Genomic DNA, 25,556 nt, shown 5'->3' on the forward strand with positions numbered 1-25,556 from the left:
GTGAGTGCGTAACAGTGTTAGAACACTGTTACGCACTCACGACCACTCAGCCGACGAGGAAGTCCTCGCGCCGCACCTTCCGCGTGTCGAGCCAGTAGCGCCAGGTGAAGCCGGGCCAGATCGTCCGGTTGACGCCCTTCGCGTCCAGGTACCAGCTCTTGCAGCCGCCGCGCGTCCAGATGCCCTTCGCGAGCTTGCGCTGGATCCGCTCGTTGAACCGCTCCTGCACCTCGGGCTTCGGCTCGATCGCCCGGCCACGGGCCAGCCGCAGCGCTTCGGCGACGTAGGAGATCTGGGCCTCGATCATGAACACGACCGAGTTGTGCCCGAGGCCGGTGTTGGGGCCGAGCAGGAAGAACAGATTCGGGAAGCCGGCGACGGTGATGCCGAGGTGCGTCCGCATGCCCTCGGTCGCCCACTCCTTGCCGAGGTTGCGCCCGTCGCGGCCGACGATCTCCAGGTCGTCGAAGGCGTCGGTGACGTGGAAGCCGGTGCCGTAGACGATGACGTCGGCCTCGTGCTCGACCCCCGCCGCGTCGACGACGCTGCGCTCGCGGACCTCCCGGACGCCCTCGGTCACCACGTCGACGTTGTCGCGCGCCAGCGCCGGGTAGTAGTCGTTGGAGATGAGCACCCGCTTGCAGCCCATGGTGTAGTCCGGGGTGACCTTGCGCCGCAGCTGCGGGTCCTTGATCGCGCGGTCGATGTGGCGCCGGGCGATCCGCTGGCCCAGCTTCATCACCCAGGACTGGCCGTTGAAGCCGATCGCGCGGGCTTCGAGCAGCCAGTAGAGCAGGCTGCGGTAGGCGCGCTGGGCCGGCGGGAACGCCCGGAACAGCGCGCGGGTGCGGCCGGACATCTCGTGGTCGGCCTTCGGCATGATCCACGGCGGCGTCCGCTGGAACACCGTCAGCGCTTCGACGTCCGGGGCGATCTTCGGCACGAACTGGACCGCGCTGGCGCCGGTGCCGATCACGGCGACCTTCTTGCCCGTGAGGTCGACGTCGTGGCGCCACCGCGCGGAGTGGTAGGCCGGCCCCTGGAACCGCTCGATCCCCGGCAGCTCCGGGATCATCGGCAGGTGTAGCGCCCCGACCCCGGCGACCAGGGCGTCCGCCACGAACTCGTCGCCGCCCCTCGTGGCGATGTGCCAGCGGTTCTCCTCGGCGTCCCAGCGGGCGCCGGTCATCTCCTGGCCGAAGCGGATGAACCGGCGCAGGTCGTGCTTGTCGGCCACCTCGCGCATGTAGCGCCAGATCTCCGGCTGCGGTGAGTAGGCCCGCGACCAGCCGGGGTTCTGCTCGAAGGAGAACGAGTACATGTGCGACGGGATGTCGCAGGCGCACCCGGGGTAGCTGTTGTCGCGCCAGGTGCCGCCGACGTCGTGTGCCTTCTCGAGGACGACGAAGTCGTCGCGGCCCTCCTTGCGCAGCTGGATCGCCATGCCGAGACCGGAGAACCCGGTCCCGACGATGACGACCCCGGTCTCCGTGCGGTTGCCCATGAGGCCTCCCGGTTCCTGTTACCCGTCGTCCATCTTACTCAGAGTAGGTTACCCCCGGTAGAGTGTGCGGGGTGACCACCGCGAAGCGCAAGCGCATGCCACGAGCCGACCGGATGCGGCAGATGATCGAGGTCGCCGAGCAGGTCTTTTCGGCGCGCGGCTACGCGGCGGCGTCGATGGACGAGATCGCCGAGCTGGTGGGCGTCTCGAAGCCGATGCTCTACGAGTACTTCAACTCGAAGGAGGGCCTGCTGCTGGCCTGCATCCGGGAGTCCCGGGCGGTGCTGCGCGAGGTCACCGAGCAGGCCACGGTCGGCGCGGCGGACGCCGAGGACGCGCTGCGGCGGGGCCTGCTGGCGTTCTTCGTCTTCATCCGCGAGCGGCGCCAGGCGTGGTCGCTGCTGCGGCACGAGATGGCCTTGATCGGCACGCCGGCCGCGGACGAGGTCGAGGAGACCCGCCGCCAGCAGACCGACCTGATCGCCGCGCTGATGAGCGGCTACTTCGACAGCGGCGACGACCTGCGTGCCGAAGCGGCTGCGGAATTCGTGGTCGGCGCGTGCGAACGGCTCGCGATCTGGTGTGAGCGGCACGACGAAGTGAGCCCGGAGACGGCGACCGGTTACGCCATGGACGTGCTGTGGAGCGGCCTCGCGCAGCGTGCACGTTAGCCTGCGCGTGCATTAGGCCATTTGGTCGTTACGCAGCGCTGTCGTGTCCTGTGACACAGAGTTGCTCTACGGTACTGCTGACAAGGTAGAAAGTGTGCTGGACCTTCGCGACCGGGGGAGGGGCGCGGGAACCACGTCACGAATGCGCGGTGGCCGCGTCACGGTTGTGTAAGGATGCTGGTGAGGGAGAGGGGCGTGAGGCAGATGGTGGAAACGATCACGGCGACGTACGTCCAGGAAGACGCCGACTGGGCGATCACGGTCAGCGGCCGCGGCAAGGAGCTGACCGCCCGCGCGCCGGGCATCATCGCCGCGCGCGACCGGGCCGACCAGCTGGTCGAGGAGCTCGCCGGCGACGCCAAGACGACGGTGGTGCACCTGCTCAACGGCAGTGCGCTGGACTTCACCAGCGCGTACATGACGGCCCGGCTGACGCTCCCGAAGCTCCCGCCGCTGGAGGTCCCGCCGCCCGGCGGCGTGCCGAAGCAGCAGACTCCGGCGTCCGCGGACAAGAAGCCCCAGCTCCCGCCGAGCAAGCAGCTCCCGAAGGCGGTCGAGGACCGCAAGGCCGGGCCGGCGCCCGCCGCGGAGAGCAAGGCGCCGGCGAAGCAGGCCTGAGGGCTACTTCAGGAGCTTGCGCACCAGCAGGACGAGCACGAGGACGCCCGCCCCGATCAGCGGGAACTTGACCTTGGGGTTGTCCAGCTTGGCGCGCACGCCGTCCTTGGCCGCGTCGGCGAGCTTCTTCGGGTCGGCCTTGACGGTGAGCTGGTCGAGCGTCGCCGCCAGAGCGGTCCTAGCCTGCTCGATCTCACGCTCGATCGTCTCGGGATCGCGGGCCACGTGTCCTCCTCGCCGCCGGTACTTGCCGAGCCCAACTTAGTCGACCGCCCCACCGCCGCCGCACGGGCCACGCCGCACGCTACGCTTCGAAGTGCTGGGGGCCCGTAGCCCAATTGGCAGAGGCACACGGTTTAGGTCCGTGCCAGTGAGAGTTCGAGTCTCTCCGGGCCCACTCGAGTGGCTTCCACCCCCGCTTCACCGCTGCTCCACCGTGATGTGCGGCGCCAGCGCCCGCAGGAAGTCCGCCGCGTCGAACATCTCCCCCGCCGCCGCCACACCCTTCGCGCGGACCCGGCCGGTGAGGATCCGGTCCACCGCCTCCACCGCCAGCGGTGCGCTCACCGCGTAGATGTCCTCGCCGCGCGCCACGATCCGGCGCTCCTCACCCCCGGCGCGCACGACGACCTCCACCACGAACGTCTCCGCCGAGTCGCGCTCGGCGGCCGCCGCCAGGCCCTGGGCCGCGTCCACCGTCATGTACGACGTCACGTCGCGGACCGTCAGGTGCCGCGGGATGGTGACGATGTCGGCCATCGAGAACTCGCCGAGCACCGGCCGCGGGCCGAGCGTCTCGGGGAACGCCCACTCCAGCGTCGGCAGGGCGTCGTCGCGGTACTCCAGGCGGCCGCCCGCGTACCGGACGCGCCGCCCGTCGCGGCGTTCCCGGGACACCCGGCCCGCCGCGAGGGTCCCGGGCGTCGGGTGCCAGCCGCTGAGGCCGTAGGCGACGTGCACCTCGTCGGCCGCCGCCCAGCCGTCCATCGCCGCCGTGGCCAGCAGGTCGGCCAGGCCGCCGAAGAACGCCATCGCGGGCACGACCGCGGTGTCCGCGGCCAGCTCGAAGGTGTCGAGGTTGGCCTCGATCTCCGCGGCGACGTCCACGTACGGGACGCCGGCGCGGATCGCCGCCCCGGCCACCGGGCGCGCCGTCACGGCGAAGGGACCCGCGCAGTTGATCACCGCCGCCACCCCGTCGAGCGCGCGGTCCAGGGACGCCGGGTCGTCGACCGACGCGGGCCGCCCGCCCGGCAGCCGGGCCGCGTCCCGTCCGGAAAGGACCGGCTCGAAGCCGCGTTTCCGCAGTTCAGCCACCACGAAGCGGCCGGTGTGCCCGTAAGCGCCGTAAACCAGTACCGAAGTCATGACGATCATCCTGGCGACGGCTCCGGCCGGTCACCAGTGTCCGGAACGACGTGCTGCGTACAGTTTCGGACATGCACGCAGTCGCGCTCGCCGCCACCGACGGGATGCTCGGCTTCGAGCTGACCATCGCCACCGAGGTGTTCGGCGAAGACCCCCGCTACGCCTTCGCGGTCTGCGGCCCGCACGCGGTGCGGGTCGGCCGGTTCCGGCTCGAACCGGACCACGGCCTCGGCCGGCTGGCGACCGCGGACACGGTGCTCGTGCCGGGCTGGGCCGACGTCGACGCGGACCCGCCGCCGGACCTGCTCGAAGCCGTGCGCGGGGCCCACTCGCGCGGCGCCCGGGTGGCGTCGCTGTGCACGGGCGCGTTCGTGCTCGCGGCGGCCGGCCTGCTGGACGGCTTGCGCGCGACGACGCACTGGGCGCACACGGACGTCCTCGCCGCCCGCTACCCGCGGGTGACGGTGGACCCGGACGTCCTCTACGTCGACAACGGCCAGGTGCTCACCTCGGCGGGCAAGGCGGCGGCGATGGACCTGTGCCTGCACCTGGTCCGCGCCGACCACGGCCCGGCGGCGGCCAACGCGATCGCCCGCCGCCTGGTGGTCCCGCCGCACCGGGCGGGCGGCCAGGCCCAGTTCGTCCCGGCCCCCGTCCCGGCCCGCGACGACCACCCCCTGGCGGCCCTGCTCCCGTGGATCACGGCCCGCCTCGACCGCCCGCTGACGGTGGCGGACCTGGCCCGCCAGGCGAACATGAGCAGCCGCCACCTGGCCCGCCACTTCCGCGCGGCCACGGGCACGACACCGTTGCAGTGGTTGCTGAACCAGCGGATCAGACGGGCCCAGGAACTGCTGGAGAACACGGACGCGGGCATCGACGCGGTGGCGGAGGCGGTGGGAATGGGCACGGCGACGACGTTGCGGCGGCACTTCAACCGGACGGTCGGCGTGCCGCCGGACACGTACCGGCGGACGTTCCGCAGCTGAGTCGCGCGGCCGAGCTCAATAACGGACGGCGCTCTGCAGCAGCGGCGGGTACACAGTGGACGGTTCACCGTCGACGGTCGCGCCCGCGAACTGCAGCATCGCCCGCTGGGCGCCGTGCATCGGGGCCGGGTAGTCCAGCGTGGGCGCCGACACCTCGTCCAGCCTCGCCAGCTGCGCGGCCGTGAGCGTCACGTCGAGACCGGCGAGGTTGCCGGTCAGGTGCTCCAGCCGCCGCGCGCCGATGATCGGGACCACCGTTCCGCGCCGGGCCCGCAGCCACGCCAGCGACACCGCCGCCGACGTCGTGCCGGCCTCCTCCGCGATCGCGGCGACCGCGTCGATCACCGCGAACTCCGCCTCGGACGGACCGCCGACGAAGGCCGCGCGGGCGGAATCCGCCACCGGAGCGCCCCGCCGGTACTTGCCGGACAGGAAACCGTTCTTCAGCGGGCTCCACGGCACCAGTGCCAGCCCCTGGTCCAGCGCGAAGGGCGCCAGCTCGCCCTCGACCGTCCGCGCCAGCAGCGAATACTCGACCTGCAGCGCCACCAACGGCGTCCAGCCCCGCAGCAGCGCCGTCGTCTGCGCCTGCGCGGTGACCCACGCCGGGGTGTTCGAGAAGCCGACGTACCGGATCTTGCCCGCGCGCACCAGGTCGTCGAGCGCCCGCAGCGTCTCCTCGACCGGCGTGCTGCGGTCCCAGTTGTGCAGCCAGTACAGGTCGAGGTAGTCCGTCTGCAGCCGCCGGAGGGTCTCGTCGAGCTGGGCGATGACCGACGCGCGGCCGGCGCCGCCGCCGTTGGGGTCGCCGGGGAACATGTTGCCGAAGAACTTCGACGCGAGCACCACCCGCGCCCGCCGGCCCGGGCGGGCGGCGAAGAAGTCGCCGAGGATCTTCTCCGAATGCCCGTTGGTGTAGAAGTTCGCCGTGTCGACGAAGTTCCCGCCGAGGTCGAGGTAGGTCGCGAGGATCTTTCCGGACTCCGGGACGTCGCAGCCGGCGCCACCGGGGTCCTCCCCGAAGGTCATCGCGCCGAGCGCGAACGGGCTGACGCGGAGGCCGGACCGGCCCAGGGTGACGTAGTGGTCGAGTGGCACGAAACTCTCCTTGCCTGACGAGGGGAAGGAACCCAGCAAACCTCGAACACCCAGCTCAGCGGTAGACCGATCATGGCCCCCTCTTGCCCAATCCTCTCGATGCCGGTTTCCTGGACGCGTGCTCGCAGAACTCCGTGACCTCGTCGCCCGGCACGCGCGGGCCGACCTGCACACCCCGGTGCCCGGCCTCCTGTTGTCCAAAGTGGACACGAGCGAGCCGCACCACTCGCTCGCCGAGCCGCTGCTGGTCGTCATGGCCCAGGGCGGCAAGCGGCTGCTGCTCGGCGAGCAGGTGCACGAGTACCGCGCCGGGCAGTACCTGCTGGTCGGCACCGACCTGCCGGTGACCGGCCACTTCGACGGCGCCACTCCGCGGACGCCCGCGCTGGGCATCGGCCTCGCGCTGCGCCCCGCGGCGATCGCACCGCTGCTGCTCGAAGCGCCGCCCCGCACGCCACCGGCGTCCCCCATCGCCATCGGCGACGCCGGTCCGGAGCTGCTCGACGCGGTGCTGCGGTTGCTGCGGCTGCTCGACCACCCGTCCGACGTGCCCGTCCTCGCGCCGCTGATCGAGCGGGAGATCCTCTGGCGGCTGCTGACCGGCCCGCACGGCGGCCTGGTCCGCCGGCTCGGCCTGACCGACAGCGGGGCCGCCCACGTCGGCCGCGCGATCCGGTGGATCCGGCGCAACTACGCCGAACCGGTGCGGATCGAGGAGCTCGCCCGGCTGAGCGGGCTGAGCGCGTCGGCGTTCCACCGCCACTTCCGGGCGGCGACCGCGATGAGCCCGCTGCAGTTCCAGAAGCGCATCCGCCTGCAGGAGGCCCGTTCGCTGCTGCTGGCCGACGCGGGCGACGTCGCCGGCGTCGGGCACCTCGTCGGCTACGACAGCCCGTCGCAGTTCAACCGGGAGTACCGCCGCCTGTTCGGCGCGCCGCCCGGCCAGGACGCGGTGCGGCTGCGCGAAGCCGCCACCGCCGGGCCGCAGCTGCCCTGAGCGTCCGATCCGTTCAAGACGGCCGGTGGCGCCGGGTGCGACGCTGGCCGCATGCCCGTGAACCTTCCCGCGGCGGCGTCCTTCATGGCGACGCACGCCCGCCTCCTCGACCGCCGCCGCTTCGAACTGCTCGGCGGCGCGACGAACACCGACGCCGTGCTGGCCGCGGTCGACGGCTACCGCAATCCCGACGGCGGCTACGGCTGGGGCCTCGAGCCGGACCTGCGGGCCCCGGAAAGCCAGCCCGGCGGCGCCCTGCACGCCTTCGAGGTGTTCGAGGAGATCGCCCCGGCCACGACACCGCACGCGGCGAAGCTCTGCGACTGGCTGGCGACGGCGTCCCGGCCGGACGGTGGCCTGCCGTTCGCCCTGCCCGTGGCGGACCCGGCCGGTTGCGCTCCCTTCTGGGCCCAGGCCGATCCGGCGGTGGCCACCCTCCAGAGCACCGCCTTCGCCGCCGGGGTGGCTTTGCGCGTCGCCCGCCACGACGCGGCTGTGCGCGAACACCCGTGGCTGGCGGCGGCAACGCAGTACTGCTTCCGCGCGATCCGCGAGCTTTCCGAGCCACCGCACGCGATCGCGTTGTCCTTCGCGGTGCAGTTCGCGGACGCGGCCCACGAACTCCACGGGGAGGCGCCCGCGCTGCTGGACCACCTGGCCGCGTTCGTCCCGGCCGACGGCCTGGTCCCGGTGGCCGGCGGGTCGGACGGCGAAACCCTGCGCGCCCTGGATTTCGCGCCGCTGCCGGATCGCCCGGCCCGTGCGCTGTTCGCCGCCGGCGTCATCGACGCCGAACTGCGGCGGCTCGCCGGCGGGCAGCAGGACGACGGCGGCTGGCGGGTCGACTTCGCCAGCTATTCACCCGCGGCGGCACTCGAATGGCGGGGGTATGCGACCGTCCGTGCGGTCTCGGTGCTGCGGCGTCACGGGCTCGCCTGATCTTCTACACGGCCACCACCGAAGTTCACCCGACCGTGGGGTGTCCGGGATGGACGGCCGCCGGTGCCTTCCGGGGCACCCGGCCGAACCCGTACTGTAACCGGCGGAACCGGTTCCCGGAGGTGGAGCATGTCGTCGCGCAACCCGTTGCGCTGGTTCGCCCGCTGGGCGGACTGGTTCGAGGAGCGCGGCGTGTACGTGCCCGGCGAGGAGAGCCGCGCGGTCGATCCGGTCCGGGATTTCGGCTGGCTGATGGCCGCGTGGGCGGTCGGCGTCGCGATCTTCATCCTGTTGTTCGCGCTCGCGGTTTAAGTGGCATGTGGGCAAAGATTGTCACCAGCCGTGCCGTTCCGGTCACGGATTGGCCACGGGGCGGCACCAGGTGCGCGACAACCCCCGGTCGCGCCTCGTAACCGCGCGCGATCACGGCCAGAGTGGAGCGGGTTCGCCCGGCATCCCCCGTTGCCGAACGGCACCCCGACCCGCCGACTGGAGTACCCGCGATGGCGCTCGCGCGCACGTGCAAGATCATGTTCACCTCAGGACTGCTCGGCCTGGCGGTGGCGTGCGGGGTCCCTTCGGCGCACGAGGGCACCGCGGCCCTCGGTGCGGCCGGCTCGCCCGCGGGTGCCGGGGCGTCGGCTTCCCAGGCGGGCAACGACCTCAAGTTCGGCGCCGACCACCGGTTCCCCAGCGGCCTCACGATCTCGGTCGGCTCCCCGACGTCGTTCCGGCCCAGCCCGTCGGCGTACCCGCAGAGCCCGCGCGGCGCGGCCTTCGACGTCGAGCTGACCAACGAAGGCTCGACGACGTACAAGCTTTCGGGGCTCACGGTGACCGCCACGGCGGCGGGGGCGCCGGTCAAGCAGGTCGTGGACACCACGCAGGGCTTCACCGGTATCACCGACGCGGGCAAGGACGTGCTGCCGGGGCGTTCGGTGCACCTGACGCTGGCGTTCGCGGTGCCGCAGGAGCAGACGCAGCTGCGCCTGCAGCTCCGGCCGAGCGCGACGGAAACCGCGGCCGTCACCTATTGTGGCCCCGCCTGACCGTCCGCCGTTAGGCTCGGGGCATGACCGAGCGCCTTTCCCCCGGTGACGAAGCCCCGGACTTCACCCTGCCCGACAGCACGGGCAAGGAGGTCTCGCTGAGCGACTTCCGCGGCCGGTCCGTCGTCGTGTACTTCTACCCGGCGGCGAGCACGCCGGGCTGCACGAAGCAGGCCTGCGACTTCCGCGACAACCTCGCCGAGCTGAACGACGCCGGCTACCAGGTCGTCGGCATTTCGCCGGACAAGCAGGCGAAGCTGGCGAAGTTCGTCGAGAACGAGGAGCTGACGTTCCCCCTGCTGGGAGACCCGGAGAAGGGTGTCCTCGAGGCGTGGGGCGTGTGGGGCGAGAAGCGCAACTACGGCAAGACGTACATGGGCGTGATCCGCTCGACGTTCGTGGTCGACCCGGAGGGGAAGATCGCCAACGCCTGGTACAACGTCCGGGCGACCGGCCACGTGGCCAAGCTGATCCGGGACCTCGGCCTGGCGTCCTGACGCCACCCGATCGCAGGCTTGCCCCCACCCCGTTCCGCCGGAATCATCCGGCGGTCTGAGGGTGGGAGGAAGTGTTGACGAGCCTGGAGGGCCCGGCGCTGAAGCTGGGCGGCCGGATCGCCTCGGCGGCGGCGAAGTCGTGGCTGCAGCGGCGGAAGGCCGGCGTCGAGCGGTCCGCGGACCTGGCCGACCTGGCGGCGGCCGAGCTGAAGGGGCCGCTGGAGCGGGCCAAGCTCGAGAACCTGGTCCAGCACATCGGCATGCAGGTGGCCGAGCAGCTGGAGCCGGTCCTCGCCGACCGTTTTTCGACGCTGCCACCGCACGAGATCGAGGCGGCGTTCCTCGCGGTGGAAGACGCGCTGTCCAAGGCGGACCTGTCGGACGAGGCATTGCTGGCGGCGGACGCGGATCCGGAGCAGCTGGCCCGGAAAATCCGCGGTGACCTCCCGCGCGAGCGGCTCCTTGCGCCCAAGGCAGCTGCGCTCTACGACCTCGCTTTGGACCAGGCGTGCCGGCATCTGGTGCAGGTGGTGCGTCACCTGCCTTCGTTCCAGCCGCGTGCGCTGGCCGACGTCCTGGGGCGGCTGAGCCGCCAGAGCGACCAGCTCGAGGAGCTGCTGGCGCGAGTGCCGAAGACGAGCCTCGCGGCCCCGGAGGGCATCGATCGTGACGCCGAGTTCGAAGCGGCTTACCTGCGCTCGATCGCCCGCGACCTCGACCGGCTCGAGCTGCTCGGCCTGACGATGGACGACCAACCGGCGTTGCCGCTGACGGTCGCGTACCTCAGTTTGAGCGTCTCGCCCGAGGGCCAGCCCCGGAAGCGACGCGTGGACGAGCTGTGGTTCGAGAAGCGGCAGAACCGCGTGGGCAGCGCGAACATGCGCGTGGAGACGGCGCTGAGCGGGACCACTCACGTCCTGGTGCGCGGGGAAGCCGGCTCAGGCAAGACGACCCTCCTGGACTGGCTGGCGGTGACGGCGGCCCGCGCGGGCTTCACCGGGAAGCTCGCCGACTGGAACGGCCGGGTACCGTTCCCGATCCGCCTGCGCAGCTTCGCCGCCGAGCCGTTGCCGCGGCCGGAGGAGTTCCTGGCGCACATCGCGCCGATGCAGGCGCCCCCGGAGGGCTGGGCCCGCCGCGTGCTCGAAAGCGGGCGGGCGATGGTGCTGGTCGACGGCGTCGACGAGGTCGGAACGGGTCACCGCCGCGAAGTGAAGTCGTGGCTGCGAAAGCTCACCGCCACGTTCCCGGACACGCTGATCGTGGTGACCTCCCGCACGGCGGCGGCCGACCAGCGCTGGCTGGCCCAGGAGGGTTTCGGCTGCGTGCTGCTGGAGCCGATGAACGCGGACGACATCCAGGCATTGGTGACCCGCTGGCACAACGCGGCCGCGGCGGGCGGCACGGTCCGCCCGGACACGGACCTGGCGGCGGTCCAACGGCGGCTGCTCAACCAGCTCGATTCGCGGCCACACCTCCGGACTCTCGCGGCGAGTCCGTTGCTGTGCGCGATGTTGTGCGCGTTGAACCTGGCGCATCGATCGGAGCTGCCGCGGGACCGGATGGATCTGTACCGCAAGGCGCTGTCGATGTTGTTGCACCTGCGGGACGCCGAGCGGCGGATCGACGTGATCCTGACGGAGGCGCAGAAGCAGATCCTGCTGGGTGATCTGGCTTGGCGGCTATCGCTGGCTTCGAAAGTGGAGCTGCCGAAGGAGCGGGTGCTGTCGCATGTCGCGCTGCGCTTGCCTTCGCTGCCGCATGTGGATCACACGCCTTCGGAAGTCTTGGACCACTTGCTGGAGCGCAGCGGGGTGTTGCGGGAGCCGGTGCGGGGCCGGGTGGATTTCGTGCACCGGACGTTCCAGGAGTGCTTGGCGGCGAATGAGGCGACGGAACAGGACCACCTGGAGACGCTGATCGACCGGGCGCATCTGGACACGTGGTGGGAGACGTTCGTGATGGCGTGCGGCCACGCAAAGCACCACCAGGTGGGGACTCTGCTGACCGGGATCCTGGACCGGGCGGACAACGAACCCCGCCACGCACGCCATCTGCGGTTGCTGGCGGCCGCTTGCCTGGAGACGGTGAGCAATGCGGACCCGGAGGTGATCGCGCGGGTCGAGACGGTGATCCAGGATCAACTGGTGCCGCCGCGAAGCCTGCGGGAGACGCGATCGCTGGCCTCGATCGGGCATCGCGTGTTGCGGTATCTTCCCGAGAGCCTGGACGGCCTGTCGGACGCGGTAGCGGCAGCTTCGGTGCGGGCCGCAGCACTGACCGCCGGAGAGGATGCGTTGAAGGTCCTGCGCAACTATGCGCAGGATCCTCGCCGCGCGGTACAGAGGCAGCTGGCCGAGGCGTGGCAGTACTTCGACCCGGAGCGCTATGCGGTCGAGGTACTGGCCGACTCACCGCTGGCCGATGGAGCGATCACTGTCGGAGCCGCACGTCTGTTGCCTCTCGTGCACCACCTGAAGCACCTGACCGAGCTAGCCGTCCGGCTGCCCATGGCTGAGCCGCTGACAGACCTCGGCTTACTCGAGGGCCTGCCCCACCTGATTCGATTCGAGTGCGATCTCCGCGGTGGAACGACCATCGACCTGGTCACATTGAGCAACCATCATGAACTGGCGACCATTTCTTTGTATTCGGCCCACCGGTTCGTCGGCGAACACAACCTGGCAAAACTTCAGAACCTGAAGGATTTGGCGCTGTTTCGAAACACACCTTGCGAAGATCTCGAAGCATTCGGCGAGATAACCGGCTTGAGAGAGATCACTCTCAACGAGCTACGGCACACCAAATCCTTCAGCCCACTTGCACGACTGCAAAACCTGCACGCTGTCAGCCTGGTCCAGATTCCGATTCAAACTCTCACCAAGTCGGCGCCGATCACCGGCCCCGTGCAGGTCTCTCTCTACGATGACGAAGGAGGCAAGCTAACCGGCGAAACCATCATCAGATGCTTCCCACACGTGAAAGATCTGTACCTCTACGGTTTGGAAGTGACCAGCCTTCGCGCGCTTGCCCTTCCTCAAATACGCAAGCTCTCCTTCAGTTCGCTCACCGCGCCTGTTGATATCAGTCCCCTGGCGGACCTCGAACTGACCATCGAGGCCAAAGACACCGAGCTCATCGGCACCGAAAAGCTCGGCCCCGGCGTCAAACTGATCTAACCCAAATCCCGCAGCGCAGGCAGCAAAGCCCGCAAAGCCAGCCCCCGGTGAGAAGCCGCATCCTTCTCCGCCGGCTCCATCTCAGCCGACGTCCGGCTCTCCCCATCAGGCTGGAAGATCGGGTCATACCCGAACCCATTACCCCCACGCCGTTCCCGGATCAGCGTCCCCCGCCACTCCCCGCGAACCACCGTCTCCTCCCCCGACGGCAACACCAAAGCCGCAGCACAAACAAACTGCGCCCCCCGCCGCTCATCGGGCACGTCGGAAAGCTGCCCCAGCACCAGATCCAGGTTGGCCTCGTCATCCCCATGCCGCCCGGACCACCGAGCCGACAACACCCCAGGCATCCCGTTCAACGCATCAACAGCAAGCCCGGAATCATCAGCAATAGCAGCCAACCCCGTAGCAGCAACAGCATCCCGGGCCTTCGCCACCGCATTACCCTCGAAGTCCGGCGCAGTCTCCGGAGCCTCAGGAAACGAAGGCACATCAGCAAGCCCGATGACCTCAATCCCGGAAAGCCCTTCCGCAGCAACGATCCGCCGCAGCTCGCCGAGCTTCTTCGCGTTGCGCGTGGCCAGAAGCAGCTTCGTCACTTCGCGCCCTTCTTCTTGTCCGGACGCGGCTCCGGCAGCTCACCCGGGTACGGCAGCGCCAGCGCCTCGTTCTGCAGCCGGGTCAGTTCCGCACACCCCGCCAGCGCCATGTCCAACATCGTGTCCAAAGTGGACCGGGCGAACGTCGCGCCCTCGCCGGTTCCCTGGACCTCGATCAGCGTCCCCGCGTCCGTCGCCACGACGTTCATGTCGACCTCCGCGCGGGAGTCCTCTTCGTACGGCAGGTCCAGCCGGACCCGGCCGTCGACCACGCCGACGCTCACTGCCGCCACCGATGACGACAGGGGCTGGGGGTCATTGAGGCGGTTCGCCGCCGCCAGCCACGTGATCGCGTCCGCCAGGGCCACGTACCCGCCCGTCACCGCCGCCGTGCGGGTGCCGCCGTCGGCCTGGATCACGTCGCAGTCGATGACGATCGTGTTCTCGCCCAGTGCCGCCAGGTCGATGCACGCCCGCAGGGACCGGCCGATCAGCCGGGAGATCTCGTGCGTGCGGCCGCCGATGCGGCCCTTCACCGACTCGCGGTCGCTGCGCGTGTTGGTCGCGGACGGCAGCATCGCGTACTCGGCCGTCACCCAGCCGAGGCCGGACCCGGCCCGCCAGCGCGGCACCCCTTCGGTCACACTCGCCGCGCACAGCACCCGCGTGTTGCCGAATTCGATCAGCACCGACCCGGCCGGCCACTGCTGGAACCCCCGGGTGATCTTGATGCCGCGGAGCTGGTCGTCGGTCCTGCCATCGTTACGAGCCACCAGTGCACTCTATGACCGGCCCTCAGACGTCGTAGACGGCACCCTGCTTGACGACCTCGGCCCCGGGGAACCCGGCCGACGCCTCGGCCAGGACCGCGCCGGCGTCGGTCCACGGCGCGATGTGCGTCAGCAGCAGCCGCCCGACACCGGCGTCGCGCGCCAGCTCGCCCGCCTGCTTGCCGGACAGGTGCACCCCCGGGGGCCGTTCCGCCGAGTCCGTCCACGACGCTTCCGCGAGCAGCAGGTCGACGCCGTCCGCGAGCTCGTTCAGCGCCGCGCACGGGCCGGAGTCGCCGGTGAACGCCAGGATCCGGCCGCCGTAGGAAATCCGGAGGCCGTACGCCGGGGTCGGGTGGTCCACCTCGACCGCGACCACCTCGAACGGCCCGATGCGGAACGGCTCGGCCCGCAGCGGGTGGAAGTCGTAGACGTCGGAGAGGTCGGTGGTGGCCCGCTCGGTCTCGTTGGGCGCGTACGCGTTCGCCAGCCGGACCGGGGCGTCCGGCGGCGCGTACAGCGGCAGCAGGCGCGGCCGGGCGGGGTACGGCGGCGCCGGGTGGTAGCGCCGCAGGACGGTGAGCGCGCTGACGTCGGCGCAGTGGTCCGGGTGCAGGTGGGTGAGCACGAGGGCGTCGAGGTCGAACGGGTCGGCCACGGCCTGCAGCTGCGCGAGCGTGCCGTTGCCGAGTTCCAGGCCGAGCAGGAAGCCCTCGGCTTCGATGAGGTAACCGGACGCGGCGGCGTTCGGCCCGGGGATGCTGCCGGAGCACCCGAGGATGGTCAGTCGCACGACGACACCCTAAGCGTCCGCACGGCGGTTCAGGCAGTCGTGGGAGCGAGGACACCCGGGGCGAAGCCCATGAAGCGCTGCGCGAGCCGGGTGAACGGCTCCGCCGAGCCGGTGGCGAGGAACTCGTGGCGCGGCGCGGTCTCCCCGCTCGTCAGCAGGTCCCGCTCGGTGAGCACGCGGACGAGGTCCTTGGCGGTCTCCTCGGCGCTGCTCACCAGGGTGACCTCCTGGCCCATCACGATCTGCAGCACCCCCTGCAGCAGCGGGTAGTGGGTGCAGCCGAGCACGAGCGTGTCGACCTCGGCGTCGAGCAGCGGCTGCAGGTAGCCCTGCGCGAGGCCGAGCACCTGCCGCCCGGTCGTGATGCCCCGCTCGACGAAGTCCACGAACCGCGGGCAGGCGACGCTGGTCAGGGTGATGCCGGGCGCCGCGGCGAAGGCGTCTTCGTAGGCCCGCGACCGCACGGTGCCTTCGGTGCCGATGACGCCGACGCGGCCGGTGTGCGTCGCGACGACGGCGCGGCGCGCGGCGGGCAGGACGACCTCGATCACCGGGACGTCGTACCGCTCGCGCGCGTCGCGCAGGCAGGCCGCCGACGCCGTGTTGCAGGCGATCACCAGCGCCTTCACGCCGCTTTCCACGAGCTCGTCGAGCGCCGCCAGCGCGTAACTGCGGGCCGTGGCGATCGGGAGCGGGCCGTACGGGTTGTGGGCCGTGTCGCCGACGTAGCGGAGCTGCTCGGCGGGGAGCTGCTCGAGGATCGCGCGGGCGACCGTCAGCCCGCCGACGCCGGAATCGAACACGCCGATCGGGGCATCGGCGGGCGAAGGTGTCACCCTTCGAGGTTACCCGCAGGCGCCGGGGCGGCCTTGCGGGACCGCCGGGTGGTCAGCCAGGCCGCGAGGACGCCGGCCAGCGCGCCGAAGAGGTGCCCCTGCCACGAGACGCCGGGGTTGCCGGGCAGCAGCCCGGCCAGCATGCCGCTCCACACGCCGAGCAGCACGACGGCGACCAGGATCTGCCCGGCCGCGCGGTTGAAGAGGCCGCGGACCAGCAGGTAGGCGAGCCAGCCGAAGGCCAGCCCGGACGCGCCGACGGTGACGCCGTCCGACGGCCCGAGCAGCCACACGCCGAGCCCGGAGACCACCCAGATGATGGCCGTGACCAGCGCGAACCGGCCGATCCCGGCGGCCATCGCGAGGAAGGAGAACACGAGCACGGGAACGGTGTTCGCGAACAGGTGCGACCAGCCGGCGTGCAGCACCGGGGCGAACAGCACGCCGTCGAGGCCGGACAGCACGCGGGAGTGGATGCCGCCCTGGTCCAGGTCGCCGGGCAGGATCACGTCCACCAGCTCGACCAGGTAGAGCAGCAGGGTGAACGACAGCGCGACGATCGCGGCCGCCATCGGTTTCGGCGGCAGCACGCGCTTGGCGGCGGCGGTTTCCGGGGCGGGGGTCAGTGTGCTCACGTCTTCGAGGCTACGACGGGTGCGGGCGGTCCACCTCGGGTGAAATCCCTGATCCGGGAGTTTTGTCGGTGGTCGCCGCTAGCGTGGCGGGCATGGGGAACCTCGACGTCACCGGATACCTGCAGCGGCTCGGCCTCGACCCGGAACCGCCGGGCCTGGCCGCGCTGCGGCGCCTGCACGCGGCCCACGTGGAGCGCGTGCCGTACGAGCCGCTGGAGATCCAGCTCGGGCGGACGACGCCGCTCGAGCCCACGGCGTCTTCGGCTCGGATCCTGCAGGGCCGCGGCGGGTACTGCTACCACCTCAACGGCGCCTTCTCGGCCCTACTCCGCGCCCTCGGCTACCAGGTCACGCGGCACCTCGGCGGGGTGCAGGGCAGCGCGGCGGACGCGCCGAACGTCGACCGCAACCACCTGGCCCTGACCGTCACCGGCCTGCCCGAGGACCCGTCGGCGACCTGGCTGGTGGACGCCGGGCTGGGTGACGGCATCCACGAGCCGCTCCCCCTCCGGGAAGGCACCTACGTCCAGGGCCCGCACACCTACCGGCTGCGACCGTCGGAGGTGGCGCCGGGCGGCTGGCGGTTCGACCACGACCCTTCCGGCAGCTTCGCCGGCTTCGACTTCGCGCCCGGTCCCGCGGAGATGGCCGACTTCGCCGAGAAGCACGCATGGCTGTCGACCTCGCCGGAGTCCGGCTTCGTGCGGGTCTGCGTGCTGCAGCGGCGGGACGCGACGGGCGTCGACACCCTCCGGGCGCTGACGCTGAACCGGCACGGCGTGAAGGAGCTGATCGGGTCACCGGAGGACTGGTGGACGGCGGCGGGTGACGTGTTCGGCATCCCGGCGGCGCTGTTCACGGCGGAGGAGCGCGAGCGGCTGTGGCGGCAGTGCGTCGCTCAGCACGAGGCTCACGTCGGCGGCAAGGGCAGCGAGGTGGTGCCCAGCGCGTAGTCCACCGCCGCCTCGGCGTGCAGGCGGGTCGTGGGGAACGTCGGCACCGGGGAGTCCTCGGGACCGACGAGGAGCTCGATCTCGGTGCAGCCGTAGATGACGCCCTCGGCGCCCGCGTCGACGAGCCGCGCGATCACCCCGCGGTAGGCCTCTCGGGACTCGGGCTTGACGACGCCGAGCACGAGCTCGTCGTAGATGACCCGGTGCACGAGGTCGCGGTCTTCTTCGCCGGGCACGAGGACGTCGAGGCCGTGCGCGGCGAGGCGGTCGCGGTAGAACGGCTGGCCCATGGTGAAGCCGGTGCCGAGCAGCCCGACGCGGCGGATCCCGGCGGCCTTGACGGCCGCGGCCGTGGCGTCGCCGAGGTGCAGCAGCGGGATCCCGAGGCCGTCTTCGAGCCGGTCGGCGACCTTGTGCATGGTGTTGGTGCAGAGCACGACGAAGTCGGCCCCGGCCGCTTCCAGCGCGCGAGCGGCGCGGTTGAGCTCGGTACCGGCGTCGTCCCAGCGGCCCTCGGCCTGCATGGCTTCGACGGCGGCGAAGTCGACGGAGTAGAGCACGGTGTGCGCGGAGTGGAAGCCGCCGAGGGCGGTCTTCACCCGTTCGTTGACGAGCCGGTAGTACTCGGCCGAGGATTCCCAGCTCATCCCGCCGAGCAGCCCGATGACCTTCATGCCGTCAGGATGCCTAAGCCCAGAGCTGCCCGTCGAGCCGCTCGGCCGCCTCGTCCAGCGATCCCGCGTACGCCCCGGTCGACAGGTACTTCCACCCGGCGTCCGCGACGACGAAGGCGACATCGGCGGCGTCACCCCGGGCCGCGGCCTTCTCCGCCACGGCCAGCGCCGCATGCAGCACCGCGCCCGTCGAGATGCCCGCGAAGATGCCTTCGTGCTCCAGCAGCTCCCGGGTGCGCCGCAGCGCGTCGTACGCGCCCACGGAGTACCGCCCGTTGAGCACCGAAGCGTCGTACAGCTCCGGCACGAACCCCTCGTCGAGGTTGCGCAGGCCGTACACCAGCTCGCCGTAGCGCGGCTCGGCCGCGATGATCTGGACGTCCGGCTTGGCCTCGTGCAGGTACCGCCCGACTCCCACCAGCGTCCCGGTCGTGCCGAGGCCGCCGACGAAGTGCGTCAGCGTCGGCAGGTCCTTGAGCAGCTCCGGGCCGGTGCCGCGGTAGTGCGCGTCGGCGTTGGCCGGGTTGCCGTACTGGTAGAGCATCACCCAGTCCGGGTTCGCCTCGGCCAGCTCCTTCGCCCGCCGGACGGCCTCGTTCGAGCCGCCCGCGGCCGGCGAGAACACGATCCGCGCGCCGTACGCCTGCAGCAGCTGCTTGCGCTCGGTGGAGGTGTTCTCCGGCATCACGCAGACCAGCCCGTAGCCCTTGAGCTTGGCGGCCATGGCCAGCGAGATGCCGGTGTTGCCCGACGTCGGCTCCAGGATTGTGGAGCCGCGCCGCAGCTTGCCTTCACGCTCGGCGGCTTCGATCATGGCCAGCGCGGGCCGGTCCTTGATCGAGCCGGTCGGGTTGCGGTCCTCCAGCTTCGCCCACAGGCGCACGTCGTGCGTCGGGGAGAGCCGGGGCAGCCCGACCAGCGGGGTGCCGCCGAGCGCGTCGAGCAGGGACTCGAAGCGAGCCATCGATCAGCCACCGGCCACGGCGGGCAGGATGGTCAGCGTGTCGCCGTCCTTGACCTCGGCCTCGAGCCCGCCGGCGAAGCGCACGTCCTCGTCGTTGACGTAGACGTTGATGAAGCGGTGCAGCTTCTCCTCCTTGACCAGGCGCGCCTTGATGCCGGCGTGCCGGGCCTCGACGTCGTCGATGACCTCGAGGACGGTCGCGCCCTTCGCCTCGACGGACTTCTCGCCGCCGGTGTGGGTGCGCAGGATCGTCGGGATGGAGACGGTCACGGCCATGGGTTCTTACCTCCGGTGGGTTCTTACACGCAGACGCCGGTGGCGCGGCGGTTTATTCCGACAGGTCAGTCGACGATCTCGACCGGCTCCTCGGTGATCTCGGCGTCCACGATCCGGTACGACCGGAACTCGTGCACTTCGGGGTCGCGGGTGGAGACGAGCACGTAGTGCGCCTCCGGCTCGGCCGCGATGTTCGCGTCGGTCCGCGACGGGTACGCCTCGGTCGCGGTGTGCGAGTGGTAGATGACCACCGGCACCTCGTCGTTCGCGGCCATCTCGCGGTAGAGCTTCAGCAGGTCGCCGGAGTCGAACTCGTAGAACGTCGGCGACCGGGCCGCGTTCAGCATCGGGATGAACCGCTCGGGTGAGTCGGAGCCCTCGGGCCCGGCGATCACCCCGCACGCCTCGTCGGGGTGGTCACGGCGGGCGTGGGCGACGATCTCGTCGACGAGTTCACGGCGGATCCGGAGCACACCGACATCTTAGGTGGTGGACAAAGCGCGTCCAGATGATGAGATATACCGCTCACCAGCGGTTCCCGGGATACTGGGCCGATGCCGTTGTCGTCGAAGGTGCGCGATCGGTGCCGGATGTACCTGGGCACGGACGAGCGGATCCAGTACGTGATCCCCGGGATGTCGCTGTACGTGAACCGGATGCGGGCCCGGGTCGGCTTCCTCGTCATGGTGACCGACCGGCACGTCACGCTGCTGGCCTGCAGCCGCTGGACGCTGAACCGGCCGAAGCAGATCTGGGAACGCCTGCCGCGCAGCACCGAGCTGGGCCCGCTGGAGATCCACCCGTCGCTCGGGCCGATCCTCTCCGTCGGCGGCATCGACCTCGAGATCGACGAGGAGTACATCGCGGCCGTGCGCGCGGCGAACCTGGAAGCAGGTGGCGACGCCCTGCCCGAGGACCCCTTCCCCGGCGCTTGACGGGTCAGAGCTCCAGGAACACCGGCACGTCGTCCCGGGCCAGCGCCGCCGCGGCGACGTGGCTTTCCAGCTCCTGCAGCCAGGCGAACTTCAGTTCGGCACCCCAGCGCGTGGAGAACAGCTCGTCGGCCGGCACCTCCCAGCGCGGCTTCCGCAGGTACGCCGACTGGGCGTGGGCGAGCACGAGCCGCAGGTCGCGGGCGCCCGCCAGATCCAGCTCCAGCTCCGTCCCGCCGGACCACGCACCGAGCACCCGGTCGAACGCGGCCACCACTTCGGCGCGCATCGCCGCGCCGTGCCGGTCCCGGAACGCGGCACTCGGCTTGCGGTACCGGTAGGCGTCCGGGAACAGCGTGGTGTCGGCGATGCCCTTCCGCCCGGAGCCGCCCAGCCGGGCCGCGACGTCGGAGAGCATTCCGTGCAGCACCGACGCGGTGTTGGGCGCGAACGCGATCCGGACGCACCCGGACCAGGCCGTGACGTGCGCGAAGTCGGTCACGGGGCCGGCTCCAGGGTCGCGCGCAGGCCGCGGACCTGCAAAGCCGCGACGAAGTCCTCCGCCGGGCCTGCCGGCAGCGGGTCGAGCCTCGCCGAGCCGGTCGTGCCGATCCGCTCCGCGGCGGCCCGGCATTCTTCGGCCGGCAGCTCCAGCAGCTCCGCCAGCACCAGTGCCACCCCGGCGTGGCTGTTCACGTTGTCGTCGTGGATCCGGACGACCCACTTTTCGTCGAGCTGCACCCCAGGATGATCCGAGCGGGGCCGCCCGGCGTTACGCGAACGCCTCCGGCCAGACGTCCCGGTAGGCGGGCACCCCGCCGGCCGTGGTCGCCGCCAGCAGCCCGTGGACCATCGCCCGGGCGAACACCCGCGCGGCCGCCGAGCACAGCGCGTCCAGGGCCGCCGGCCGGGCCGCCGCGCCGAACGGGCCGCTCGCGTCCGGCAGCTCGTGCGCGCCCGTGGCCAGCGCGAACACCGTGTCCCCGTCGAACATCGAGTGGGCGGGCCGCACCGCCCGCGCCAGCCCGTCCTGCGCCGCGACCGCGAGCCGCCGCGCCTCGGCCTTGGACAGGGCCGCGTCGACCGCGACCACCCCGATCGTCGTGTTGAGGTCCGTCCGGCGGGACGGCAGGTCGGCCGCCCGCGAAGGCCACGTGACGCCGAAATCGCCGTGGTCGGCCGCGTACGCCCGGCCCGTCGAGAGGTCCACGGCCTCGCCGGCCGCGTTGACCGCCGCCAGCGCCCCGACCGTGAACTCGCCGACGACCTCGCTCGCCGACCCGATCCCGCCCTTCAGCGACCCGACAGCCGCCCCGGCGCCCGCGCCGACCGTGCCCTGGGCGAAGGAGCCCGAAGCGGCTTCGCAGGCCGCGTAGCCGAAGGAGGCGTCGGGCCGGTTGCCCCAGTCGCTGCGCGGCAGGTCGAACAGCACCGCCGCGGGCACGATCGGCACCACCTCGTGCGGCTGTGTCCCGACGGGAAAGCCCAGGTTCCGCTCGGCCAGCCACCGCATCACGCCGTCGGCCGCGGCCAGGCCGTACGCCGACCCGCCCGACAGGCACACGGCGTTGACCCGCTGCACCAGGTTCTCGGGCTCCAGCAGGTTCGTCTCCCGCGTGCCGGGCGCGCCGCCGCGCTGGTCGACCGCGCCGACCGCGCCCTCGGGGACCAGGACCACCGTCGTCCCGGTGGCCCAGCCGCCGCCGACCCGCTCGTGGTGCCCGACGAGGACACCGGGCACGTCGGTGATCATCCGGTCAGCGCCTGGATCAGCGTCTCCTGCACCCAAGTCAGCCAGTGGTAGACGCCCAGGTGCGGCGCCCGCGGGTCGTCCTCGGGCAGCTCGTCGGGCATGTCCTCGGTGACGTCGAGCGCGGTGCCCAGCGCCAGCCGGACGTCGTTGAGCGCGCCCAGCCAGGCGTCGGCCTGCTCCTCGGTCAGCCGGACGTGGCCGCCGTCGCGGGGCAGCGTGTCCAGCACGATCTTCGCCACGCCGACCTTGATGTCGAGCAGCTCCGGCTCGTGCAGCGACCGCATCGCCGCGGAGGAGTCGATGTCCTCCCGCGACGGGTTGTCCGGGTCGAGCTTGTGGAAGTCCGGGAGCAGCCGCGAGAGCACCGGGTCGTCCGGGGACTCGGTCGGCCCGGTCCGGATGCCGGTGAGCTCGGCGAGCTCGTCCTGGGGGGCCTCCTCGGCACGCGCGGTGAGCATGTCCTCGAGCTGGCTGACCAGGCCGCGCAGCACGGCCGCTTCCTGCTGCTCGAACCCCGCGTGGATCACCGCGCCCTTGCGCCGCCAGCCGTTCACGAAGGCTGCTCCATGGTGGCCCAGAGGCCGGCCGCGTGCAGTTTCGCCACGTCGGTCTCCACCTTCTCCTTGCTGCCGGACGACACGATCGCCTTGCCCTTGTGGTGCACGTCCAGCATCAGCTTGGTGGCGTGGTCGCGGCTGTAGCCGAACAGCTTCTGGAAGACGTAGGTCACGTACGACATGAGGTTGACCGGGTCGTTCCAGACCACGGTCCGCCAGGGGGTGTCCGACTCGGCGACTTCCGCACCGGCCGGTTCGACCTGCGTCTGTTCGGATGCGACAGGCGTGGACATGCACCCCATGGTGTCACGGGGGTCACGGGGTACGCCGCGCCAGGTCCGGCCATGTGGGTGAATAGGCTTACCCCATGGGTTCACCGGAACCGGCCACGGCCAGCACTGCCCTGCTCACCGACCACTACGAGCTGACCATGCTGGGCAGCGCGCTCGCCGACGGGACGCACGCGCGGCCCTGCGTGTTCGAAGTTTTCGCCAGAAGGCTGCCGGACGGCCGCCGCTACGGCGTCGTCGCGGGCACCGCCCGGGTGCTCGACGCGATCGCGGACTTCCGCTTCACCGACGCCGAACTGGCGCAGCTGGAAGCGACCGCCGTCGTCGACGACGCGACGCTCGCCTGGCTCGCCGACTACGAGTTCTCGGGGGACATCGACGGCTATCCCGAGGGCGAGCTGTACTTCCCCGGCTCGCCGATCCTCACCGTCACCGGCTCGTTCGCCGAATGCGTGCTGCTGGAGACGCTGGTCCTGTCGATCCTCAACCACGACAGCGCGATCGCGTCGGCGGCGGCCCGGATGTCCGGCGCCGCGCACGGCCGTCCCATCATCGAGATGGGCGGCCGCCGCACGCACGAGTACGCCGCGGTCGCGGCCGCGCGCGCCGCCTACCTGGCCGGCTTCGCGACGACGTCCAACCTCGAGGCCGGCCGCCGCTACGGCATCCCGACCCGCGGCACCGTCGCGCACGCCTTCATGCTGCTGCACGACAGCGAGGAGGCGGCCTTCCGCGCCCAGGTGGACAAGATGGGCGCGGACACGACGCTGCTGGTCGACACCTACGACATCACCGCGGGCATCGAGACCGCCGTCCGGGTCGCCGGCCCCGAGCTCGGCGCGATCCGGATCGACTCCGGTGACGTCGGCCCGCTCGCCCGCCGCGCCCGCGAGCAGCTGGACGCCCTCGGCGCGAAGGACACCCGGATCGTGGTGTCCGGCGACCTCGACGAACACGCCATCGCGGCGCTGCGCGCGGAGCCGGTGGACGCCTACGGCGTCGGCACCTCGGTGGTCACCGGGTCCGGCGCGCCGACCGCCGGGATGGTCTACAAGCTGGTCGAGGTGGACGGCAAGCCGGTCGCCAAGCGCAGCGCGCACAAGGAGTCGCGCGGCGGCCGCAAGTCCGCCCTGCGGCGCCACCGCAGCACCGGCACGGCGGTCGAGGAGGTCGTCTGGGCGTCCGGTTCGGGCGCGCCGGAGCCGGACGACAACGACCGGCCGCTGCAGATCCCGCTGCTGCGCGCTGGCCGCCCGGAGCCCGGCCTGCCTACGCTCGACGACGCGAGGCAGCGGCTGCGCCGCGGCCTGGTCAGCCTGCCGTGGGAGGGCCTCAAGCTCTCGCACGGCGAGCCTGCCATCCCCACGTTGTTTCTCTGAGAGGGAGTCCGACCGATGGGTACCGCGCTGATCGTGGTGGACGTGCAGAACGATTTCTGCGAAGGGGGTTCGCTCGGCCTGCCGGGCGGGGCCGCGGCGGCCGCCGGCATCTCCAAGCAGGCCGCGGAAGGCGGCTACAGCCACGTGGTGGCGACCCGGGACAACCACATCGACCCGGGTGACCACTTCAGCGAGACGCCGGACTTCAAGGACTCCTGGCCGGTGCACTGCGTCGCCGGCACCGCGGGCGCGTCGTTCCACGCCGCCCTCGACGTCGTCCCGATCGGCGAGGTGTTCTCCAAGGGCGAGTACAGCGCCGCGTACTCCGGCTTCGAGGGCGCGGCCCGGGACGGGAAGTCCCTGGAGGCGTGGCTGCGCGAGCACGACGTGACCGACGTCGACGTCGTCGGCATCGCGACGGACTTCTGCGTGCGCGCGACGGCGCTCGACGCGAAGAAGGCCGGCTTCGGCGTGCGGGTGCTGCTGGACCTGACCGTCGGCGGCTCGCAGCCCACCGTCGACGCGACGCTGAAGGACTTCGACGAGGCGGGTGTCGCCTACACCGGCACCGCCGTCGTCGGCCCGGCCGCGTGAAGGACCTGCAGGCGGCGCTGGCGGAACACCGGCTGGTCGCGATCCTGCGTGCTTCGGACGCTTCGCGGTTCGCCGACGCGGCGATGGTGCTGCACGCGGCGGGTGTCCGCCTGCTCGAAGCGACGCTGACCACGCCGGGCGCGCCCGCGGCCATCACCGCGCTGCGCCTGGCGCTGGGCGAAGCCGCGCTGATCGGCGCGGGCAGCGTCCGCGAACCGTCCGATGTGGACGTCGCGGTGGACGCCGGTGCCGCGTACCTGATCACGCCGACCGTCAACCCGGCGGTGCTCGAGCGCGCTGCGGCACTGGACACCCCGGTGATCTGCGGCGCGCTGACGCCGACGGAGATCGACCAGGCGTGGCGGCTGGGCGCGGCCGCGGTCAAGGTGTTCCCGGTCGCGGCCGTGGGCGGGATCGCGTACCTGCGTGCGGTGCGGGCGCCGCTGCCGGACGTCCCGCTGGTGCCGACCGGCGGCGTCCACCTGGCCGACGTCGAGGGCTACCTGCGCGCGGGCGCGATCGCGGTCGCCGCGGCGACGCCGTTGCTGGGCGACGCGCTCTCCTCCGGCGGCAGCCTGCCGGACCTGGCCGCGCGGGCGGGCGAGTTCGTCGCCGCGGCTTCGCGCTTCGCGACCGCCTGAG

At 71.6% G+C, this 25,556-nt stretch carries 32 protein-coding genes and 1 tRNA gene; 15 read left to right on the forward strand and 18 right to left on the reverse strand.

Annotation, left to right across the window (positions count from 1 at the left end; translation table 11 throughout):
- Positions 1-46: 46 nt before the first annotated feature.
- Positions 47-1,504, reverse strand: coding sequence for an NAD(P)/FAD-dependent oxidoreductase (locus AB0J55_RS29655; protein ID WP_364255588.1), 1,458 nt, complete (start codon positions 1,502-1,504; stop codon positions 47-49).
- Positions 1,505-1,617: 113 nt separating this feature from the next.
- Between AB0J55_RS29655 and AB0J55_RS29660 the strand changes: the two genes are divergently transcribed.
- Positions 1,618-2,175, forward strand: a complete 558-nt coding sequence (locus AB0J55_RS29660; protein WP_364256295.1) for a helix-turn-helix domain-containing protein — start codon at positions 1,618-1,620, stop codon at positions 2,173-2,175.
- Between the two features lie 204 nt (positions 2,176-2,379).
- Positions 2,380-2,793, forward strand: a complete 414-nt coding sequence (locus AB0J55_RS29665) for a hypothetical protein (RefSeq protein WP_364256298.1) — start codon at positions 2,380-2,382, stop codon at positions 2,791-2,793.
- Positions 2,794-2,796: 3 nt separating this feature from the next.
- Here AB0J55_RS29665 and AB0J55_RS29670 read toward each other — a convergent pair whose 3' ends face one another.
- Complete coding sequence (locus AB0J55_RS29670; protein WP_004559246.1) at positions 2,797-3,018, reverse strand: DUF3618 domain-containing protein; 222 nt, start codon at positions 3,016-3,018, stop codon at positions 2,797-2,799.
- Positions 3,019-3,116: 98 nt separating this feature from the next.
- On the opposite strand from AB0J55_RS29670, the gene AB0J55_RS29675 reads away from it, so the two are divergent.
- Positions 3,117-3,190: transfer RNA gene (locus tag AB0J55_RS29675), tRNA-Leu, on the forward strand.
- A gap of 23 nt (positions 3,191-3,213) precedes the next feature.
- Here AB0J55_RS29675 and AB0J55_RS29680 read toward each other — a convergent pair.
- Complete coding sequence (locus AB0J55_RS29680) at positions 3,214-4,161, reverse strand: saccharopine dehydrogenase NADP-binding domain-containing protein (RefSeq protein WP_364255591.1); 948 nt, start codon at positions 4,159-4,161, stop codon at positions 3,214-3,216.
- Positions 4,162-4,232: 71 nt separating this feature from the next.
- Here AB0J55_RS29680 and AB0J55_RS29685 point away from each other — a divergent pair, with 71 nt between their 5' ends.
- On the forward strand, positions 4,233-5,150 hold the full coding sequence (locus AB0J55_RS29685) for a helix-turn-helix domain-containing protein (RefSeq protein WP_364255594.1): 918 nt from the start codon (positions 4,233-4,235) through the stop codon (positions 5,148-5,150).
- A gap of 15 nt (positions 5,151-5,165) precedes the next feature.
- Here AB0J55_RS29685 and AB0J55_RS29690 read toward each other — a convergent pair whose 3' ends face one another.
- Positions 5,166-6,248, reverse strand: a complete 1,083-nt coding sequence (locus tag AB0J55_RS29690) for an aldo/keto reductase (protein ID WP_364255597.1) — start codon at positions 6,246-6,248, stop codon at positions 5,166-5,168.
- Between the two features lie 118 nt (positions 6,249-6,366).
- Between AB0J55_RS29690 and AB0J55_RS29695 the strand changes: the two genes are divergently transcribed.
- From AB0J55_RS29695 to AB0J55_RS29720, 6 genes are all read left to right on the forward strand, one after another.
- A complete protein-coding gene (locus AB0J55_RS29695) occupies positions 6,367-7,245 on the forward strand; it encodes an AraC family transcriptional regulator (RefSeq protein ID WP_364255600.1) in 879 nt (292 codons plus the stop codon).
- Positions 7,246-7,296: 51 nt separating this feature from the next.
- The gene (locus tag AB0J55_RS29700; RefSeq protein WP_364255603.1) at positions 7,297-8,184 is read left to right on the forward strand and encodes a hypothetical protein; all 888 of its coding nucleotides are present in this window, start codon (positions 7,297-7,299) and stop codon (positions 8,182-8,184) included.
- A 129-nt stretch (positions 8,185-8,313) separates the two neighbouring features.
- Positions 8,314-8,496 carry a hypothetical protein gene (locus AB0J55_RS29705; protein ID WP_364255606.1) on the forward strand — a complete coding sequence of 61 codons (183 nt, stop codon included), beginning with the start codon at positions 8,314-8,316 and terminating at the stop codon, positions 8,494-8,496.
- A 191-nt stretch (positions 8,497-8,687) separates the two neighbouring features.
- Entirely contained in the window at positions 8,688-9,233 is a 546-nt protein-coding gene (locus AB0J55_RS29710; RefSeq protein ID WP_364255609.1) for a hypothetical protein, read from the forward strand.
- 23 nt (positions 9,234-9,256) lie between these two features.
- Entirely contained in the window at positions 9,257-9,730 is a 474-nt protein-coding gene (gene bcp / locus AB0J55_RS29715) for a thioredoxin-dependent thiol peroxidase (RefSeq protein WP_364255612.1), read from the forward strand.
- 71 nt (positions 9,731-9,801) lie between these two features.
- Positions 9,802-12,909 (forward strand): NACHT domain-containing protein, encoded by a 3,108-nt coding sequence (locus AB0J55_RS29720; RefSeq protein ID WP_364255614.1) that lies wholly within the window; start codon positions 9,802-9,804, stop codon positions 12,907-12,909.
- Here AB0J55_RS29720 and rdgB read toward each other — a convergent pair.
- From rdgB to AB0J55_RS29745, 5 genes are read right to left on the reverse strand one after another with little or no spacing between them, the layout of a single operon-like run.
- Entirely contained in the window at positions 12,906-13,508 is a 603-nt protein-coding gene (rdgB, locus tag AB0J55_RS29725; protein ID WP_364255616.1) for an RdgB/HAM1 family non-canonical purine NTP pyrophosphatase, read from the reverse strand. The genes AB0J55_RS29720 and rdgB overlap by 4 nt on opposite strands.
- The gene (gene rph, locus AB0J55_RS29730; protein WP_364255619.1) at positions 13,505-14,281 is read right to left on the reverse strand and encodes a ribonuclease PH; all 777 of its coding nucleotides are present in this window, start codon (positions 14,279-14,281) and stop codon (positions 13,505-13,507) included. The genes rdgB and rph overlap by 4 nt, the downstream gene beginning before the upstream one ends.
- Before the next feature lie 22 nt (positions 14,282-14,303).
- The gene (locus AB0J55_RS29735) at positions 14,304-15,071 is read right to left on the reverse strand and encodes an MBL fold metallo-hydrolase (RefSeq protein WP_364255622.1); all 768 of its coding nucleotides are present in this window, start codon (positions 15,069-15,071) and stop codon (positions 14,304-14,306) included.
- Between the two features lie 29 nt (positions 15,072-15,100).
- Positions 15,101-15,907, reverse strand: coding sequence for a glutamate racemase (gene murI, locus AB0J55_RS29740; protein ID WP_364255625.1), 807 nt, complete (start codon positions 15,905-15,907; stop codon positions 15,101-15,103).
- A complete protein-coding gene (locus AB0J55_RS29745; RefSeq protein ID WP_364255628.1) occupies positions 15,904-16,542 on the reverse strand; it encodes a rhomboid family intramembrane serine protease in 639 nt (212 codons plus the stop codon). The genes murI and AB0J55_RS29745 overlap by 4 nt, the downstream gene beginning before the upstream one ends.
- A gap of 92 nt (positions 16,543-16,634) precedes the next feature.
- Between AB0J55_RS29745 and AB0J55_RS29750 the strand changes: the two genes are divergently transcribed.
- Positions 16,635-17,495 carry an arylamine N-acetyltransferase gene (locus AB0J55_RS29750; protein ID WP_364255631.1) on the forward strand — a complete coding sequence of 287 codons (861 nt, stop codon included), beginning with the start codon at positions 16,635-16,637 and terminating at the stop codon, positions 17,493-17,495.
- Here AB0J55_RS29750 and AB0J55_RS29755 read toward each other — a convergent pair.
- The 4 genes from AB0J55_RS29755 to AB0J55_RS29770 all read right to left on the reverse strand — a co-directional run bounded on the left by AB0J55_RS29755 (position 17,453) and on the right by AB0J55_RS29770 (position 19,882).
- Positions 17,453-18,169: an aspartate/glutamate racemase family protein gene (locus AB0J55_RS29755; RefSeq protein ID WP_364255634.1), complete on the reverse strand. Its 717-nt coding sequence runs from the start codon at positions 18,167-18,169 to the stop codon at positions 17,453-17,455. The two genes, AB0J55_RS29750 and AB0J55_RS29755, sit on opposite strands and share 43 nt — an antisense overlap.
- 13 nt (positions 18,170-18,182) lie before the next feature.
- Positions 18,183-19,133: a cysteine synthase gene (locus AB0J55_RS29760; RefSeq protein ID WP_364255637.1), complete on the reverse strand. Its 951-nt coding sequence runs from the start codon at positions 19,131-19,133 to the stop codon at positions 18,183-18,185.
- Between the two features lie 3 nt (positions 19,134-19,136).
- Positions 19,137-19,409: a MoaD/ThiS family protein gene (locus tag AB0J55_RS29765; protein WP_004559268.1), complete on the reverse strand. Its 273-nt coding sequence runs from the start codon at positions 19,407-19,409 to the stop codon at positions 19,137-19,139.
- A 65-nt stretch (positions 19,410-19,474) separates the two neighbouring features.
- A complete protein-coding gene (locus AB0J55_RS29770) occupies positions 19,475-19,882 on the reverse strand; it encodes a M67 family metallopeptidase (protein ID WP_364255640.1) in 408 nt (135 codons plus the stop codon).
- 81 nt (positions 19,883-19,963) lie between these two features.
- Here AB0J55_RS29770 and AB0J55_RS29775 point away from each other — a divergent pair, with 81 nt between their 5' ends.
- Positions 19,964-20,344, forward strand: a complete 381-nt coding sequence (locus AB0J55_RS29775; protein ID WP_364255643.1) for a hypothetical protein — start codon at positions 19,964-19,966, stop codon at positions 20,342-20,344.
- A gap of 4 nt (positions 20,345-20,348) precedes the next feature.
- On the opposite strand, the gene AB0J55_RS29780 is transcribed toward AB0J55_RS29775, so the two are convergent.
- From AB0J55_RS29780 to clpS, 5 genes are read right to left on the reverse strand one after another with little or no spacing between them, the layout of a single operon-like run.
- The gene (locus AB0J55_RS29780; RefSeq protein ID WP_364255646.1) at positions 20,349-20,843 is read right to left on the reverse strand and encodes a hypothetical protein; all 495 of its coding nucleotides are present in this window, start codon (positions 20,841-20,843) and stop codon (positions 20,349-20,351) included.
- The gene (locus tag AB0J55_RS29785) at positions 20,840-21,082 is read right to left on the reverse strand and encodes a Clp protease ClpS (RefSeq protein WP_364255649.1); all 243 of its coding nucleotides are present in this window, start codon (positions 21,080-21,082) and stop codon (positions 20,840-20,842) included. The genes AB0J55_RS29780 and AB0J55_RS29785 overlap by 4 nt, the downstream gene beginning before the upstream one ends.
- A 31-nt stretch (positions 21,083-21,113) precedes the next feature.
- A complete protein-coding gene (locus tag AB0J55_RS29790) occupies positions 21,114-22,094 on the reverse strand; it encodes a P1 family peptidase (protein WP_364255652.1) in 981 nt (326 codons plus the stop codon).
- Positions 22,091-22,648: a DUF2017 domain-containing protein gene (locus AB0J55_RS29795; protein WP_004560463.1), complete on the reverse strand. Its 558-nt coding sequence runs from the start codon at positions 22,646-22,648 to the stop codon at positions 22,091-22,093. Before AB0J55_RS29795 ends, AB0J55_RS29790 begins: the two co-directional genes overlap by 4 nt.
- The gene (gene clpS, locus AB0J55_RS29800) at positions 22,645-22,944 is read right to left on the reverse strand and encodes an ATP-dependent Clp protease adapter ClpS (RefSeq protein WP_004560461.1); all 300 of its coding nucleotides are present in this window, start codon (positions 22,942-22,944) and stop codon (positions 22,645-22,647) included. The genes AB0J55_RS29795 and clpS overlap by 4 nt, the downstream gene beginning before the upstream one ends.
- A 74-nt stretch (positions 22,945-23,018) precedes the next feature.
- On the opposite strand from clpS, the gene AB0J55_RS29805 reads away from it, so the two are divergent.
- The 3 genes from AB0J55_RS29805 to AB0J55_RS29815 are packed head-to-tail and all read left to right on the forward strand — an operon-like array spanning position 23,019 to position 25,555.
- A complete protein-coding gene (locus AB0J55_RS29805; protein WP_364255656.1) occupies positions 23,019-24,320 on the forward strand; it encodes a nicotinate phosphoribosyltransferase in 1,302 nt (433 codons plus the stop codon).
- A 15-nt stretch (positions 24,321-24,335) separates the two neighbouring features.
- Positions 24,336-24,914 (forward strand): isochorismatase family protein, encoded by a 579-nt coding sequence (locus tag AB0J55_RS29810; RefSeq protein WP_364255659.1) that lies wholly within the window; start codon positions 24,336-24,338, stop codon positions 24,912-24,914.
- Positions 24,911-25,555, forward strand: a complete 645-nt coding sequence (locus tag AB0J55_RS29815) for a bifunctional 4-hydroxy-2-oxoglutarate aldolase/2-dehydro-3-deoxy-phosphogluconate aldolase (protein WP_364255662.1) — start codon at positions 24,911-24,913, stop codon at positions 25,553-25,555. Before AB0J55_RS29810 ends, AB0J55_RS29815 begins: the two co-directional genes overlap by 4 nt.
- Position 25,556 lies beyond the last annotated feature (1 nt).

Source organism: Amycolatopsis sp. NPDC049688 (assembly GCF_040674975.1).
Taxonomy (GTDB): domain Bacteria; phylum Actinomycetota; class Actinomycetes; order Mycobacteriales; family Pseudonocardiaceae; genus Amycolatopsis.

Excerpts from the sequence above, each read along its gene's own strand:
- AB0J55_RS29655 (WP_364255588.1), bottom strand. The coding sequence starts at position 1,504 with ATGGGCAACCGCACGGAGACCGGGGTCGTCATCGTCGGGACCGGGTTC.
- AB0J55_RS29660 (WP_364256295.1), top strand. The coding sequence starts at position 1,618 with ATGCGGCAGATGATCGAGGTCGCCGAGCAGGTCTTTTCGGCGCGCGGC.
- AB0J55_RS29665 (WP_364256298.1), top strand. The coding sequence starts at position 2,380 with ATGGTGGAAACGATCACGGCGACGTACGTCCAGGAAGACGCCGACTGG.
- AB0J55_RS29680 (WP_364255591.1), bottom strand. The coding sequence starts at position 4,161 with ATGACTTCGGTACTGGTTTACGGCGCTTACGGGCACACCGGCCGCTTC.
- AB0J55_RS29685 (WP_364255594.1), top strand. The coding sequence starts at position 4,233 with ATGCACGCAGTCGCGCTCGCCGCCACCGACGGGATGCTCGGCTTCGAG.
- AB0J55_RS29700 (WP_364255603.1), top strand. The coding sequence starts at position 7,297 with ATGCCCGTGAACCTTCCCGCGGCGGCGTCCTTCATGGCGACGCACGCC.
- AB0J55_RS29705 (WP_364255606.1), top strand. The coding sequence starts at position 8,314 with ATGTCGTCGCGCAACCCGTTGCGCTGGTTCGCCCGCTGGGCGGACTGG.
- AB0J55_RS29710 (WP_364255609.1), top strand. The coding sequence starts at position 8,688 with ATGGCGCTCGCGCGCACGTGCAAGATCATGTTCACCTCAGGACTGCTC.
- bcp (WP_364255612.1), top strand. The coding sequence starts at position 9,257 with ATGACCGAGCGCCTTTCCCCCGGTGACGAAGCCCCGGACTTCACCCTG.
- AB0J55_RS29750 (WP_364255631.1), top strand. The coding sequence starts at position 16,635 with ATGGGGAACCTCGACGTCACCGGATACCTGCAGCGGCTCGGCCTCGAC.
- AB0J55_RS29755 (WP_364255634.1), bottom strand. The coding sequence starts at position 18,169 with ATGAAGGTCATCGGGCTGCTCGGCGGGATGAGCTGGGAATCCTCGGCC.
- AB0J55_RS29760 (WP_364255637.1), bottom strand. The coding sequence starts at position 19,133 with ATGGCTCGCTTCGAGTCCCTGCTCGACGCGCTCGGCGGCACCCCGCTG.
- AB0J55_RS29765 (WP_004559268.1), bottom strand. The coding sequence starts at position 19,409 with ATGGCCGTGACCGTCTCCATCCCGACGATCCTGCGCACCCACACCGGC.
- AB0J55_RS29775 (WP_364255643.1), top strand. The coding sequence starts at position 19,964 with ATGCCGTTGTCGTCGAAGGTGCGCGATCGGTGCCGGATGTACCTGGGC.
- AB0J55_RS29790 (WP_364255652.1), bottom strand. The coding sequence starts at position 22,094 with ATGATCACCGACGTGCCCGGTGTCCTCGTCGGGCACCACGAGCGGGTC.
- clpS (WP_004560461.1), bottom strand. The coding sequence starts at position 22,944 with ATGTCCACGCCTGTCGCATCCGAACAGACGCAGGTCGAACCGGCCGGT.
- AB0J55_RS29805 (WP_364255656.1), top strand. The coding sequence starts at position 23,019 with ATGGGTTCACCGGAACCGGCCACGGCCAGCACTGCCCTGCTCACCGAC.
- AB0J55_RS29810 (WP_364255659.1), top strand. The coding sequence starts at position 24,336 with ATGGGTACCGCGCTGATCGTGGTGGACGTGCAGAACGATTTCTGCGAA.